Here is a 15597-nt window from a genome sequence, read left to right on the forward strand (position 1 = left end):
AGACCCACAAGCTTGTTATTAAACAGGCGACGTCGCTAATGGAACTACATTAAACCATTTAGTTAATCTTTTATTTTTTTACATTGAATAATTCACCACACATATTTACAGTTTTAGATTTAGTACTTCCAATTTCAAATAGAAGTGGTTTACGCTGTGCACATAATCGTCGCCCGTAAGGGTATACAATTATTAATAGAACTTAGGTGTGTCCGGTTCTACTTTCAAAAAACAAATCACATTTTTTAATATAAAAACTCAATTACAATGAAAATTGTTATTGCTGATAAATCACATAGCATATACGCAGAAATCATCTGCGATACTATTGCTGAAGCGGCTATGGTTAGAGGTACTGGTATCGCTAAGCGCAAACCAGAATACGTCATTACCAAAATGGAAAATGGTAATGCTGTCATTGCATTAGAAGGTGATAAATTCGCTGGCTTTTGCTATATCGAAGCATGGAGCCATGGAAAATTTGTCGCTAATTCCGGCCTAATTGTTCATCCAGATTTTAGAAATATAGGTCTCGCCAAACAAATTAAGAAAGTAATCTTTGAGCACTCTAGAACCAAGTTTCCAGATGCTAAGGTCTTTAGTATTACAACAGGTTTGGCAGTTATGAAAATGAATAGCGAATTGGGTTATAAACCTGTTACGTTTTCAGAATTAACCGACGATCAATCTTTTTGGAAAGGTTGTCAAACCTGCAAAAATTTTGACGTTTTAACGAGAACTGAACAAAAAATGTGCTTATGCACTGGTATGTTATATGATCCTTCTAAAGCTGAAGCATCAAAACCCAAAGAACGTCCGTATGACAAAAAAGTATGGACACGATTAAAATTGATAAAACAGAATATGTTTTTAATAAAAGACAAAAAAGATGAGTAAAAAATTAGTTATAGCATATAGTGGAGGATTAGACACCTCATACTGCGCAGTAAGTTTAAGTAAAGCAGGATATGATGTTCATGCCGTAAGTGTGAATACTGGCGGATTTACTCAAGAAGAAATTAAAACTATTGAAAGCAATGCCTATAAAATGGGTGTTTCAACATACAAGAATATTGATGCAATTGCATCCTATTACGATAAAGTGATTAAGTATTTAATCTTCGGAAATGTATTAAAGAACAACACCTACCCTTTATCTGTCAGTGCAGAGCGTATTATTCAGGCCATTGAAATTGTTCAATACGCCAAAAGTATAGATGCTAAATATATTGCACACGGTAGCACAGGCGCAGGAAATGACCAAGTGCGTTTTGATATGATTTTTCAAACTTTAGCACCAGAAATTGAAATAATTACACCTATTAGAGACGGTAAATTAACCAGACAACAAGAAATTGATTACCTCGTAGTAAACGGAATCGACATGTCTTGGAACAAAGCCAAATACTCAGTTAACAAAGGACTTTGGGGAACTAGTGTTGGTGGAGAAGAAACGTTAACGTCTGAAAAACCATTACCAGAATCCGCTTACCCATCACAATTAAAACATACAGACCCAGAGAAAGTAGTACTTACATTTTCTGAAGGTGAATTAGTAGCTTTAAATGGTGTAGAAAATAATCCCGAAGTCAATATCGAAGTGCTGAACAACTTAGCATCTGCTTATGCTATTGGCAGAGATATTCATGTTGGTGACACCATTGTTGGTATAAAAGGACGTGTTGGTTTTGAAGCTGCTGCGGCATTAATTATCATCAAAGCACATCATTTACTCGAAAAGCACACCTTAACGAAGTGGCAACTACAACATAAAGATTATTTATCTAATTTCTATGGTATGCATTTACACGAAGGGCAATATTTAGACCCAGTAATGCGCGACATGGAAGCCTTTTTACAAAGTAGCCAAGACAAAGTTTCTGGTGATGTAACCGTAACGCTAAAACCTTACCACTTCACGCTAGATGGCATAAAATCTAAACACGATTTAATGAGTGCGAAGTTTGGAAGTTATGGTGAAGAAAATAAAGGTTGGACAGCAGATGAAGCCAAAGGATTTATTAAAATATTTGGCAATCAAAACAAGATTTATCAGCAAGTAAACAACTAAATAAGACCTCACAGGTTTTCAAAACCTCGTAGGTCTCAAAATGTTAGCACAATGAAAAAATTTAATATAGGAATCATTGGAGGCGCTGGTTACACAGCTGGAGAATTAATACGATTATTAATTCATCACTCTAAAGTAGAAATCGATTTTATATACAGCACTTCTAACGCAGGAAACAAAGTTAGTAAGGTACATCAAGATTTGTTAGGCTCAACTGATTTGGTGTTTTCAAATGAAATCAATACAGATGTTGATGTGCTTTTCTTGTGTTTAGGTCATGGCAATTCAAAAGCATTTTTAGAACAAAATACATTTTCTGAAGGCACTAAAATCATTGATTTAAGTAATGATTTCAGATTAACTAAAGATGAAGTTTTCAATACCAAAACCTTTGTTTATGGTTTACCTGAATTACATAGAGAAGCGATTAAAAAAGCCGATTACATTGCTAATCCAGGTTGTTTTGCTACGGCAATTCAATTAGCATTATTACCTTTAGCTAAAGCCGAAATTTTACAAAACGATGTACACATAAATGCTGTAACTGGTGCCACTGGTGCCGGAACTTCATTATCTGCGACAACACATTTCACTTGGCGAGATAATAATTTTTCACACTACAAAGCATTTACACATCAGCATTTAGGAGAAATAAATCAAACCGTAAATGCGCTACAATCAGATTTTAATTCTGAAATCATTTTTATGCCGAATCGTGGTGATTTTTCAAGAGGCATTTTTGCAACACTTTACACGAAATATGAAGGCAGTTTAGAAGACGCAAAACAATTGTATACGGAGTTTTATAAAGATGCTGCATTTACCTTTATTTCTGATGAAGACATTCATTTAAAACAAGTCGTTAACACCAATAAATGTATCCTTCATTTACATAAACACAACGATAAATTACTGGTTACAAGTATTATTGACAACCTATTAAAAGGCGCCTCTGGACAAGCGATTCAAAACATGAATTTAATGTATGGCTTTGAAGAAACTGAAGGATTACAATTAAAGGCAAATTATTTTTAATAAACACTATAGACCTGTAAGGTTTTTGAAACCAGACAGGTCTTAAAACATTAAACACATGAAAATAGCAATCATAGGAACAGGAAACTTAGGAAAGTCCATCGCAAAAGGGCTCATCACTAACAACGCCATAACGACTCTTTATTTAACCAAAAGAAATCTGGATGATATTCAAGATTTGGATGGCTATAAAAACGTCATATTAACAACCGACAACATTGAAGCAGTAAAGCAATCTGATATTTTAATATTTGCTATTCAGCCTAGACATTTCGAAAACATATTAAACGATGTTAAACCGTATTTAACAGAAAAACACGTTTTAATCTCAACGATTACAGGTTTTCTAATTCCTAAAATCGAAGGTATCGTTGGGACTGACCAATTTATCATCAGAGCTATGCCAAATACAGCTATTGCGGTTGGTAAATCTATGACTTGCATGTGTAGTAATGAAAAAGGTGCTAAACGTATTAAAATTGCCGAAGCTATTTTCGATAGATTAGGTCATACCTTAGCCATTCCAGAATCTCAAATGCAAGCAGCAACGGTGGTTTGCGCGAGTGGCATTGCCTTTTGGATGCGACTAATTAGAGCAACAACACAAGCTGCAATACAATTAGGTTTTGACGCTAAAGAAGCACAAGAATTAGCCATGTACACCAGTGAAGGAGCTGCCAATTTATTAATTACAAACGGCAATCATCCGGAAGAAGAAATTGATAGAGTAACCACACCTAAAGGTTGTACAATTCAAGGTTTAAATGAAATGGAACACAAAGGATTGAGTTCATCTTTAATCCAAGGCATGGTCGCTTCTTTTAATAAAATCAATAACATTAAAGAAGAACAAATATGAGTTTATTTAATGTTTACCCACTGTTTGATATCACACCAGTAAGCGCAAAAGATATTTACGTTTATGATGATAAAAATGTAGAATACTTAGACCTTTATGGTGGACATGCAGTAATTTCTATTGGTCATTCCCATCCAAAATATGTTTCAGCAATTTCTAATCAAGTTGAAAAATTAGGCTTCTATAGTAACGCAATTCAAAACCCATTACAAGTTGAATTAGCAGATAAGCTTGAAGCTGTATCTGGCTGTAAAGACTACCAATTATTTTTATGTAATTCTGGTGCTGAGGCTAATGAAAATGCTTTAAAATTAGCATCATTCCATAATGGTAAAAAGAAAGTTTTAGCCTTTAAAAATTCATTTCATGGTAGAACGTCAGCTGCTGTTGCCGCAACTGACAATCCTAAAATTGTTGCACCAATTAATGCGCAACAAAAAGTTGATTTTGTAGAATTAGGTGATTTAGATGCTACTGAAGCTATTTTAAAACAAAACGAAACTTGCGCAGTCATCGTAGAATTTATCCAAGGTGTTGGTGGCTTGGACCAAAGTACAACGGAATTTTATCAAGGATTAGAACAACTTTGCAAACTATACAACACAGCATTTATTGCAGACGAAGTACAATCTGGATTTGGTAGAACTGGTGACTTTTTCGCATTTCAAAAACACAATATTACACCAGATATTATTTCTATCGCCAAAGGCATGGGAAATGGTTTTCCAATTGGAGGGATTTTAATCCATCCTTCAATTAAAGCATCTTTTGGGTTATTAGGTACCACATTTGGCGGTAATCATTTGGCTTGTGCAGCAACACTTTCGGTTTTAGAAGTTTTGGAAGAAGAACAATTAATGGAAAATGCTAAAAATATTTCAAAATATTTTCAAGAGAAAGCGAAGTCATTACCACATTTAAAATCGATTAAAGGACGTGGTTTAATGTTGGGATTAGAATTCGATTTTCCAATTTCAGAACTAAGAAAAAAATTAATTTTTAACCATCATATATTTACAGGGAGTGCAAAGAATCCTAATTTAATTAGAATACTTCCGCCTTTAACGATTCAGAAAAAACACATTGATGTATTTTTTGATGCTTTAGAAAAAGAACTAGTTTAGAATGAAAAACTACACCAAAATAAAAGATATTTCTAACCTTTCTGAAATCATTAAGGATGCCATTTTATTAAAAATGAATTCTTTTGAATTTGAAGACTTAGGAAAGCACAAAACCTTAGTCATGCTCTTTTTTAATTCGAGTTTAAGAACACGATTAAGCACTGAAAAAGCAGCAAAAAACCTAGGTATGGAAGTGATGATTTTAAACGTGAATGACGCTTGGAATTTAGAATTTGAGGATGGCACCATTATGAACAGTGACAAATCTGAACACGTTAAAGAAGCAGCGCGTGTTATTTCTCAATATGCAGATATCATTGCTGTAAGAGCATTCCCAACGTTACAAGATAAAGCTAAGGACGAATCGGAATACATTCTCAATAACTTTAAAAAATATGCAACAGTACCCATTGTAAATATGGAAAGTGCTACTGCGCATCCTTTACAAGCATTGGCTGATGCTATTACCATTACCGAACTTGCAGAAAAAGTAAAACCAAAAGTCGTGTTGTCTTGGGCACCACATCCAAAAGCTTTACCGCAAGCAGTTGCAAATTCGTTTGTAGAAATGATGCAAGATTTAGAAGTAGATTTAACCATTACGCATCCTGAAGGCTACGAATTAAATGAAGTAATCACTAAAGACACATCAATAAATTACAACCAAGAAGACGCCTTAAAAGATGCTGATTTTGTCTATGTAAAAAACTGGAGTAGCTATAAAGACTATGGAAAAGTTAATAATCAAGATAAAAATTGGATGATGACAAAAGCCAAATTAGGTCACGCCAAATTCATGCATTGTTTACCTGTTAGACGAAATGTTGTGGTTGAAGATGCCGTTTTAGACAGTGAACAATCCGTGGTGATTAAGCAAGCGAATAACAGAACTTATGCAGCACAAATTGTGTTGAAACAGATTTTGGAAGATTTATAATTTATGTCAGGTCGAGCGCAGTCGAGACCTATTAACGTTAAAGACCTCTCGACTGCGCTCGAGGATACAAAAAATATAGTAGACCTCTCAGGTTTAAAAAACCTAACAGGTCTTCAACTAAAAGATACTCGCCTTCGCGAGCCCGAGATGAAAACAATAAAAGTCGTAAAAATAGGAGGAAACATCATCGATAATGAAGACGCACTAGCCACCTTCATTAAAGATTTTTCAACTATTTCTGGTCCTAAAGTTTTGGTTCATGGAGGCGGAAAATTAGCCACCAAGTTAGCAACTGAAATGAATATTCCTGTAAAGATGACTGAAGGTAGACGCATTACTGATACTGAAACTTTAGATATTATCACTATGGTTTACGCTGGAAAAATCAATAAAAATATAGTAGCGCAATTACAAGCTAATCAATGCAATGCTATTGGACTTTCTGGTGCAGATGGCAATACTATTGTTTCAGAAAAAAGACCTGTTAAAACCATTGATTATGGTTTTGTTGGCGATGTAAAAAAAGTAAATACAGAAGTATTAGAAGCATTACTAAATAACAATATCACACCTGTGTTTTGTGCTATAACTCATAATAAAAACGGACAATTACTAAATACAAATGCAGACACTATTGCATCTGAATTAGCCATTGGGTTGTCGTCTATTTTCAACAGCGAATTATATTATTGTTTTGAAAAAAATGGTGTTCTAGAAAGTGTAGAAGATGATGATTCTGTCATTGAAAACATCAACACAGAAAGTTATAAAGCATTAAAAGATAACCATATTATATTCGAAGGCATGTTACCGAAATTAGACAACTGTTTTCATGCTATAAATCAAAACGTTCAAAAAGTTTGTATTGGAAAATCAGACATGCTTTTCAATACTAACAACAAACATACAACCATCACAAAATGATAGAAAGCCTTACTACAGAAGCCATTGACTTGTTAAAACAACTCATAGAAACACAGTCATTCTCGTCAGAGGAAGACCACACAGCTTTACTTATTGAAAATTGGTTTACATCGCATAACATACCATTTAAAAGAAACAATCATAACATTTGGACAACCAACAAATATTTTGATGAGAGCAGACCCACCTTATTATTAAACTCACATCACGATACCGTAAAACCCAACAACGGTTACACAAAAGACCCTTTTAAGGCGATTGTTGAAGATGGTAAATTATATGGTTTAGGAAGTAATGATGCTGGTGGATGCTTGGTCTCTTTAATAGCCACCTTCACGTATTTTTATAATAAGAAAGACCTCAACTACAATTTAGTCATTGTGGCTTCTGCAGAAGAAGAAAACAGTGGCCCAAAGGGCTTGAATAGCATGTTATCTATCATTCCTAAAGTTGATGTCGCTATTGTTGGCGAACCAACTTTAATGAATCTTGCCGTTGCCGAAAAAGGTTTAGTTGTTTTTGATGCGAAAGTAAAAGGAACCGCTAGCCATGCAGCACACCCCAATAATGACAATTCAATTTACAACACTATTGCAGTTTTAAATTGGTTTAAAGATTATAAGTTTGAACGTAAATCACCAGTTTTAGGTGATGTAAAAATGACGGTCACCCAAATCAATGCTGGTAAGCAACACAATGCGGTTCCTGCAGAAGTTGATTTGGTCATCGATGTACGCGTGAATGACAAATACTCAAATCAGGAAATTGCGGATATTTTAACTCAGAAATCACCTTGCTCAAGCATTACACCACGTAGCTTACGATTAAATTCGTCTTCTATTCCTATTAATCACGATTTGGTAAAAGCAGGCATTGAATTAGGTAGAGAAACTTATGGTTCGCCAACGCTTTCTGACCAATCGGTTTTAACTTGTCCGTCGTTAAAGTTAGGACCTGGAGATAGCACACGTTCGCACACGGCTGATGAATTTATTTATCTAGCCGAAATTGAAGAAGGTGTTGATTTGTATATTAAATTGTTAGAGAAAGTATTATAAGACTCTCTGGTCGAGCGCAGTCGAGACCTATTTACATTAAAAACCTCTCGACTGCGCTCGAGGAGACAACAATTAAAAAGATAGAATTATGAAATTGTGGGACAAAGGCTATTCAATAGATAAAAAAATAGAATTATTTACCGTCGGCAACGATAGAGAAATCGATATGCATATTGCAAAATATGATGTAGAAGCTTCACGAGCGCATGCTGTGATGTTAGAATCCATCGGAATTATATCTTCAGAAGAGTTAGAACAATTGAAATCAGGATTAAAAATTTTAGCAAAATCTATTGAAGATGGCACGTTTATCATTGAAGAATCGTTTGAAGACGTCCATTCTAAAATTGAACATGAACTCACCAAAACACTAGGCGATGTTGGGAAGAAAATCCACACCGCACGTTCTAGAAACGACCAAGTTTTAGTAGCCCTTCAACTCTACTACAAAGAGAATCTTGAAATCATAAACAGTAAAACAAAAACGTTTTTCGATACGCTTTTAAATTTAGCGGAAACACATAAAACACAACTATTACCAGGCTATACCCATTTACAAGTAGCCATGCCTTCCTCTTTTGGTTTATGGTTTTCTGCTTATGCTGAATTGTTGATTGATGATGTGTATGTACTGAATGCAGTTTCAAAAATTGCAGACCAAAATCCATTAGGTTCTGCTGCTGGTTACGGCAGTTCTTTTCCTATTGATAGAGATATAACCACTAAAGAATTAGGCTTTTCTACACTAAAATATAATGTGGTTGCTGCACAATTAAGTAGAGGAAAAAGTGAACGTGCTATCGCCAGTGCTTTAGGAGGCTTATGTAATACAATGGCACGTTTTGCCATGGATATTTGCTTGTATATGAGTCAGAATTTTGGGTTTATCACATTTCCAGATGAATTAACCACAGGAAGCAGCATCATGCCACACAAAAAAAATCCTGATGTATTCGAATTGATTCGAGGTAAGAGTAATAAAATTCAAGCCTTACATTCTGAAATGTTATTAATCACCAATAATTTACCAAGTGGTTACCACAGAGATTTTCAATTGTTGAAAGAAAACATCATCAATGCGTTTGAAGATGTCAAAGATATTTTGGACATCTTTAATTATTCCATTCAGCAAATCATCGTAAAGGATATTGACCTCACTGATGAAAAATATCAATACTTATTCACCGTAGATAGTATTAATAATTTAGTCGTAGAAGGCATGAGCTTTAGAGAGGCTTATCAAAAAATTGGAAGTGAAGTACAAGCAGGAACTTATAAACCAGATTTAGGAAAAGAACATTCGCATATAGGTAGTATTCATAATCTGTGTTTGAATGACATTAGAGCTAAGTTTCCTAATTAGAATCTCATACCAATATTAACTTCATGTAATAAAAAAAAGCATCTGTTTCCAGATGCTTTTACATTCTACCCTAATAATAGACTTACCCTTAAGATTTTATAGTAGTAGAAGTTTATTTATTTAGTTTTTAATTATAGTCCTACTAAATCACCTTCTTCGTTTTTAGTGGCTAAATCTGATTTACCCATTAAATAGATATCAACTTGACGAGCAGCTTCTCTACCTTCCGAAATTGCCCAAACAATCAATGATTGTCCTCTACGCATATCACCAGCTGTAAACACATTTGGAATATTGGTTTGGTACTTTCCGTAGCTTGCTTTGTAATTAGAACGCACATCTCTTTCTAAACCTAGTTTATCTGCGATAGTAGATTCTGGACCTGTGAAACCAAGCGCCAATAATGCTAAATCACATTTCCATGTTTTTTCTGTACCTGCAACTTCAATCAGTTTAGGACGTTCTCCTGGCACCATTTCCCACTCTACATTCACCGTTTTTAAGGCTGTTAATTTACCTTTTGCATTAGTAACAAATTCTTTAGTGTTGATTAACCAATTACGCTCCACACCTTCTTTATGAGACGATGATGTTTTTAATTGCAACGGCCAATATGGCCATGGTGTTGCTGGTGAACGATGTCCTGGTGGTTTTGGCATAATTTCAAAATTAACTACCGATTTTGCACCTTGACGATTCGATGTACCTATACAATCTGATCCTGTATCTCCACCTCCAATTACTATAACATTCTTGCCAGTTGCTAAAACTTGATCTTTTACTTTCTGACCGAAAACAACTTTAGTTTGTTGCGTTAGGAAGTCCATCGCTTGTACTACGCCATCAGCATCGATACCTGGTGTTGGTAAACTTCTTCTTTCAGTTGCACCACCACAAAGTACGACAGCATCAAACTTTTTTAAATCTTCAACATCATAATTTACACCAACATTAACATTGGTTTTAAACACAATACCTTCAGCTTCCAAAATGGCTAAACGACGATCTATAATGCCTTTTTCCATTTTAAAATTTGGAATTCCGTAGCGTAATAATCCACCAATAGCATCATCACGTTCAAAAACCGTCACTGTATGACCAGCTCTGTTTAATTGTTGCGCAGCAGCTAAACCTGCCGGACCAGAACCAACAATTGCAATTGTTTTTCCTGTTCTCGTTTTAGGTGGCTGCGGTTTAATCCAACCTTCTTTAAAGGCACGTTCAACAATATTTTTTTCGATATTTTCTATAGAAACTGGATCTTCAATAATACCCAAAACACATGCTTGCTCGCAAGGTGCAGGACACAAACGACCTGTAAACTCTGGGAAGTTATTTGTTGAGTGTAATATCCAAGAGGCTTTTTGCCATTCGCCTTGGTGTACCATATGATTAAAATCTGGAATTAGATTCCCAAGCGGACAACCACTATGACAAAATGGAATTCCACAATCCATACAACGCGACCCTTGTTCGGTCATGTCTTTATCCTTTAAAGGCACAGTAAATTCATTATAATGCTTTACACGATCCTTTACTGGCTTGTATGACTCATCTTTTCTTTCGAATTCTTTAAAACCTGTTACTTTTCCCATTGTCCTATACTGTTTCTAATTCTTCAACCATTTGTTCTTCTGTCTCTAAACGTTTTAAAGCACGTTTGTATTCCGTTGGCATTACACGTACAAAATTCTTCAAGCTTGTTTCCCAATCTTCCAATAGAGATTTACCTAATTGACTATCTGTATATTTTACATGCTTCTCAATTACCGCTTTTAAATCGTTACCATCTTTCTTCAAAATCCTTTCAAATTCTATGGTTTCGGTATTACATAATCCATTAACAAATTTGTTCTCTGGGTCATATACATATGCTATTCCTCCACTCATACCTGCAGCAAAATTTCGTCCTGTTTTACCAAGAACAACCACTTTTCCACCTGTCATATATTCACAACAATGGTCACCTACACCTTCTACAACTGCTGTTGCACCCGAGTTTCTAACTGCGAAACGTTCTCCTGCTATTCCATTGATATACGCTTGTCCTTCGACCGCACCAAATAAGCAAACATTACCAATAATGATATTGTCTTCTGCTTTGAAATCTGCTTTCGTTGGCTTCTTAACAATTAACTTAGCTCCAGATAATCCTTTCCCTAAATAGTCATTTGTATTTCCTTCAAGTTTAAAAGTCAATCCATGTGCTCCAAACGCTCCAAAACTTTGTCCTGCAGAACCTTCAAAATTTATATTTAAGGTATCTTCAGGTAATCCTAAATGTCCATAGATTTTTGAAATTTCATTACTTACAATCGCACCAACCGTTCTATTCGTATTCTTTATTGGATAAGCTAACGACATCTGCTCTTTTCGATATAAGGCGCGATGCGAATCTTTTAGAATTTTGAAATCTAAAACATTATCTAAATTATGTTCTTGCTTCTCAGTATTCTTAACCGTCATCTTACTATAAGCTTCTGGTCGGTATAAAATAGAAGATAAATCTAAGCCCTTAGCTTTATAATGCTTGATGGCTTTATTTGCATTAATTTTATGTGTTTGACCAATCATTTCTGCCATAGACCGAAAACCTAACTCTGCCATGATACTTCTTAATTCCTCTGCGATATAATAGAAGAAATTAATAACATGCTCTGGTGTCCCTTTAAAGTTTTTACGCAACTCTTTATCTTGAGTTGCGATACCAACAGGACAGGTATTTAAATGACATTTACGCATCATAATACAACCAGAAGCGACTAAAGGTGCTGTTGCAAATCCGAATTCTTCTGCACCTAATAATGCTGCAATAGCGACATCACGACCTGTTTTTAATTGACCATCACATTCAACTACGATTCGACTTCTTAAATTATTAAGTACTAAGGTTTGTTGTGCTTCTGCTAAACCTAATTCCCAAGGCAAGCCTGCATGTTTTAAAGATGTTAGCGGTGATGCTCCTGTTCCTCCATCGTACCCTGAAATAAGCACCACATCTGCTTTTGCTTTCGCTACACCTGCAGCAATGGTACCTACTCCAACTTCTGACACTAATTTTACATTAATTCTAGCTTCTCGATTTGCATTTTTTAAATCATAAATTAATTGTGCTAAATCTTCAATTGAATAAATATCGTGATGTGGTGGTGGTGAAATTAAACCTACAAATGGTGTAGAATTTCGAGCTGCAGCAATCCATGGCAATACTTTTTCACCAGGTAACTGACCACCCTCTCCAGGTTTTGCACCTTGAGCCATTTTTATTTGAATCTCTTTCGCATTCGTTAAATAGTGAGATGTTACTCCAAAACGACCAGAAGCCACTTGCTTTATGGCAGAATTTCTGCTATCGCCATTGACATCGGGTTGAAAACGTCTTCGGTCTTCTCCTCCTTCACCTGAATTAGATTTTCCTCCAATCCTATTCATAGCAATGGCTAAATTTTCATGCGCTTCACGCGAAATTGAACCGTATGACATCGCACCTGTTTTAAATCGTTTTACGATATCTGTCCAAGGTTCGACTTCTTCAATAGGAATTGGGTCAATATTATTAAATTCAAACAACCCACGAATGGTCATTAAATTTTCTGACTGTTCATTAATGGCTTTTGCATACACATCGTAACTCGCTTGGTCACTCAATCTCACAGCTTGTTGTAATTTTGCAACTGTTCTTGGATTAAACAAATGCTTTTCTCCATTACGTCTCCATCTATAATCTCCACCTATATTTAATCCTAAACGCTTATCAACTTCGGTATTTGGATAGGCAAATTTATAGCGCTTTTCTATTTCTTTTTCAATTTCATATAATCCTATGCCTTCGATTCTTGAAGCTGTATAAGGAAAGTATTTTTCAACAAATTGAGAATTAAACCCTACGATTTCAAAAATCTGAGAACCTCTGTAAGAACGTAAGGTTGAGATTCCTATTTTATTCATTACTTTCAGTATTCCTTTTCCGATAGCTTTATTGAAATTATCAACCGCCTTTTGCTCATCCATATCAGTAATGAAGCCTTCTTTAACTTGCGCTCTAATGATTTCATTTACCATATAAGGGTTTACAGCACTTGCTCCATAACCAAATAATGTTGCAAAATGATGTGGCTCACGTGGCTCTGCAGATTCAATAATAATATCGAAATATGAACGCTTACGTAAACGATTCATCTGATGGCTTACATAAGAACAAGCTAATAATGGTGGGATTGGCGCCATTTCTTTACTAACACCTCTATCTGATAAGATTATAATATTTGTTTTTCTAACTAAAGCTTTTTCAATTTGAACTATTATGCTGTCTAAAGCATCCTCTAAACCATTAAGACCTTTATCTTTTTGATATAACATCTCAATTGTTTCGGCTTTAAAGCCTTCAACTTGAATATTTCTAATTTTAGCTAAATCGTCATTTGAAATTACTGGATTCTGAATTTTCAATTTTCTACATTGCCTTTCGGTAATACTAAAAATGTTTCTATCCTTTCCTAAAGACAAACTAATATCTGTAACAATCTCTTCTCTAATTCCGTCTAAAGGCGGATTTGTAACCTGAGCAAATAATTGCTTAAAGTAGTTTGAAATTAATTGCGGTTTATTAGATAAAACTGCTAAAGGCGTATCAATTCCCATAGACCCTAAAGCTTCTTTAGCTTTCTGTGCCATTGGTGTAATGACTTCTTGAATATCCTCAAACGTATAATTAAATAAACGTTGTCTTGTTTTTATATCTAGAGTTTCAATCGGACACGTTTCACCTGTGTAAGGAATATCTTTTAGGTGTAACCTCGTCTTATCTAACCATTCTTGATATGGTCTTTCTCTAACAATTTTACTTTTTATTTCTTCGTCATTAATAATTCGACCTTGGTTCATGTCTACTAAAAACATTTTACCAGGCTCTAAACGACCGTGACTTTCAACATCTTCTGGTGCAATATCTACAACACCAATTTCTGAAGACATAATCAATTTACCACTTTTAGTCACTGTATATCGCGACGGCCTTAAACCGTTTCTATCTAATAATGCACCTATATAATTTCCATCTGTAAATGGTACAGAAGCTGGTCCATCCCAAGGTTCCATAATACAAGCATTGTAATCGTAAAATGCTTTACGCTCTGGCGACATGGTTTTGTGTTTTTCCCAAGCTTCGGGAATCATCATCATCATGACTTCTGGCAATGAACGACCTGTGTGTGTCAACAATTCTACCACCATATCCATAGAAGCTGAATCTGATTTTCCTGGTAAAATAATTGGAAATAATTTTTCTATTTGCGGACCGAAAACGTCACTTTTCATGATTTCCTCACGTACACGCATTCTACTAATATTTCCTCGAAGGGTATTTATTTCTCCATTCTGACACATAAATCTAAATGGTTGCGCTAACTCCCAAGTAGGCATGGTATTCGTGGAAAAACGTTGATGCACTAAAGCCAATCGTGTTACTAAATCGTCTTCTTGTAAATCTTTGTAATAAGGACCTATATCTTCTGGCATAATAATACCTTTATATATAAGTGTATTCATTGATAAACTAGACACATAAAAATAAGAGCTTTGCGACATCTTAGATTTTCTAACGGTATGCTCTGTTATCTTACGTGCTGCATAGAGTTTTGCTTTAAAATCTGCCTCAGAAACTTCATTAGATTTCCCAACAAAAAGTTGTTCTATATTAGGTTCTGAAGCTAAGGCGATTTCACCTAATTGTGTAGAATCTACAGGCACTTCTCTCCATCCAATTACAGAGAGTCCTTGAGCTATAATTTCTTTCTCAAAAGTATCCTTGCAAAACTTATATTGATTTCTGTTTTTTGGCAAGAAAACCATACCTACGGCATACTTACCTTTTACTGGCACTTTAAACCCACAAACACGCTTAAAATAAGCATGTGGAATATCTATTAAAAGGCCTGCTCCATCACCTGTTTTTCCATCAGCACTTACACCTCCTCGATGCTCTAGTTTTACCAGTATTTCTAAGGCGTCATGTATAATTTGATTTGTCTTCTCTCCCTTTAGATTACAGATGAATCCAGCACCACAATTTTCGTGTTCAAATTCTGGTAAATAAAGTCCTTGCTTCTTAAACATAATTCAGAAAAATTTTAAAGGTTTTTACACCCTATTTCAGCTGTAAGATAGATTCAATAAATTGATTAAAAAAATACTTGAATCAGTTTTCTCATATCAATAATAAAGAGCA

11 protein-coding genes are annotated in these 15597 nt (G+C 35.0%); 9 read left to right on the forward strand and 2 right to left on the reverse strand.

All coding sequences use genetic code 11. The features are described from left to right. Positions 1-267: 267 nt before the first annotated feature. The 9 genes from Q0807_RS00840 (at position 268) to argH (ending at position 9371) form a co-directional block, all read left to right on the forward strand. Positions 268-897, forward strand: a complete 630-nt coding sequence (locus Q0807_RS00840) for a GNAT family N-acetyltransferase (protein WP_299105236.1) — start codon at positions 268-270, stop codon at positions 895-897. After that, complete coding sequence (locus Q0807_RS00845; RefSeq protein WP_299105238.1) at positions 890-2071, forward strand: argininosuccinate synthase domain-containing protein; 1182 nt, start codon at positions 890-892, stop codon at positions 2069-2071. Before Q0807_RS00840 ends, Q0807_RS00845 begins: the two co-directional genes overlap by 8 nt. A gap of 51 nt (positions 2072-2122) precedes the next feature. After that, a complete protein-coding gene (argC, locus tag Q0807_RS00850) occupies positions 2123-3106 on the forward strand; it encodes an N-acetyl-gamma-glutamyl-phosphate reductase (RefSeq protein ID WP_299105240.1) in 984 nt (327 codons plus the stop codon). A 58-nt stretch (positions 3107-3164) separates the two neighbouring features. Next, positions 3165-3965, forward strand: a complete 801-nt coding sequence (gene proC / locus Q0807_RS00855) for a pyrroline-5-carboxylate reductase (RefSeq protein WP_299105243.1) — start codon at positions 3165-3167, stop codon at positions 3963-3965. Continuing rightward, positions 3962-5089, forward strand: a complete 1128-nt coding sequence (locus Q0807_RS00860) for an aminotransferase class III-fold pyridoxal phosphate-dependent enzyme (protein WP_299105245.1) — start codon at positions 3962-3964, stop codon at positions 5087-5089. Before proC ends, Q0807_RS00860 begins: the two co-directional genes overlap by 4 nt. 1 nt (position 5090) lies before the next feature. After that, on the forward strand, positions 5091-6026 hold the full coding sequence (locus Q0807_RS00865) for an acetylornithine carbamoyltransferase (protein ID WP_299105248.1): 936 nt from the start codon (positions 5091-5093) through the stop codon (positions 6024-6026). 147 nt (positions 6027-6173) lie between these two features. Then, entirely contained in the window at positions 6174-6950 is a 777-nt protein-coding gene (argB, locus tag Q0807_RS00870) for an acetylglutamate kinase (protein WP_299105251.1), read from the forward strand. Further along, complete coding sequence (locus Q0807_RS00875; RefSeq protein WP_299105254.1) at positions 6947-8008, forward strand: M20 family metallo-hydrolase; 1062 nt, start codon at positions 6947-6949, stop codon at positions 8006-8008. The genes argB and Q0807_RS00875 overlap by 4 nt, the downstream gene beginning before the upstream one ends. An 88-nt stretch (positions 8009-8096) precedes the next feature. Next, positions 8097-9371, forward strand: coding sequence for an argininosuccinate lyase (gene argH, locus Q0807_RS00880; protein ID WP_299105257.1), 1275 nt, complete (start codon positions 8097-8099; stop codon positions 9369-9371). A gap of 131 nt (positions 9372-9502) precedes the next feature. Here argH and Q0807_RS00885 read toward each other — a convergent pair whose 3' ends face one another. Both Q0807_RS00885 and gltB read right to left on the reverse strand, forming a co-directional pair. Then, a complete protein-coding gene (locus Q0807_RS00885) occupies positions 9503-10966 on the reverse strand; it encodes a glutamate synthase subunit beta (protein ID WP_299105260.1) in 1464 nt (487 codons plus the stop codon). A gap of 4 nt (positions 10967-10970) precedes the next feature. Continuing rightward, the gene (gene gltB / locus Q0807_RS00890; RefSeq protein WP_299105263.1) at positions 10971-15485 is read right to left on the reverse strand and encodes a glutamate synthase large subunit; all 4515 of its coding nucleotides are present in this window, start codon (positions 15483-15485) and stop codon (positions 10971-10973) included. Between the last annotated feature and the right edge of the window lie 112 nt (positions 15486-15597).

This window comes from uncultured Winogradskyella sp., assembly GCF_947495255.1.
In the GTDB taxonomy this organism is placed as follows: domain Bacteria; phylum Bacteroidota; class Bacteroidia; order Flavobacteriales; family Flavobacteriaceae; genus Winogradskyella.

Bases quoted from the DNA above. Each gene is read 5' to 3' on its own strand.
- Q0807_RS00840 (WP_299105236.1), top strand. From the start codon at position 268: ATGAAAATTGTTATTGCTGATAAATCACATAGCATATACGCAGAAATC.
- Q0807_RS00845 (WP_299105238.1), top strand. From the start codon at position 890: ATGAGTAAAAAATTAGTTATAGCATATAGTGGAGGATTAGACACCTCA.
- argC (WP_299105240.1), top strand. From the start codon at position 2,123: ATGAAAAAATTTAATATAGGAATCATTGGAGGCGCTGGTTACACAGCT.
- proC (WP_299105243.1), top strand. From the start codon at position 3,165: ATGAAAATAGCAATCATAGGAACAGGAAACTTAGGAAAGTCCATCGCA.
- Q0807_RS00860 (WP_299105245.1), top strand. From the start codon at position 3,962: ATGAGTTTATTTAATGTTTACCCACTGTTTGATATCACACCAGTAAGC.
- Q0807_RS00865 (WP_299105248.1), top strand. From the start codon at position 5,091: ATGAAAAACTACACCAAAATAAAAGATATTTCTAACCTTTCTGAAATC.
- argB (WP_299105251.1), top strand. From the start codon at position 6,174: ATGAAAACAATAAAAGTCGTAAAAATAGGAGGAAACATCATCGATAAT.
- Q0807_RS00875 (WP_299105254.1), top strand. From the start codon at position 6,947: ATGATAGAAAGCCTTACTACAGAAGCCATTGACTTGTTAAAACAACTC.
- argH (WP_299105257.1), top strand. From the start codon at position 8,097: ATGAAATTGTGGGACAAAGGCTATTCAATAGATAAAAAAATAGAATTA.
- Q0807_RS00885 (WP_299105260.1), bottom strand. From the start codon at position 10,966: ATGGGAAAAGTAACAGGTTTTAAAGAATTCGAAAGAAAAGATGAGTCA.
- gltB (WP_299105263.1), bottom strand. From the start codon at position 15,485: ATGTTTAAGAAGCAAGGACTTTATTTACCAGAATTTGAACACGAAAAT.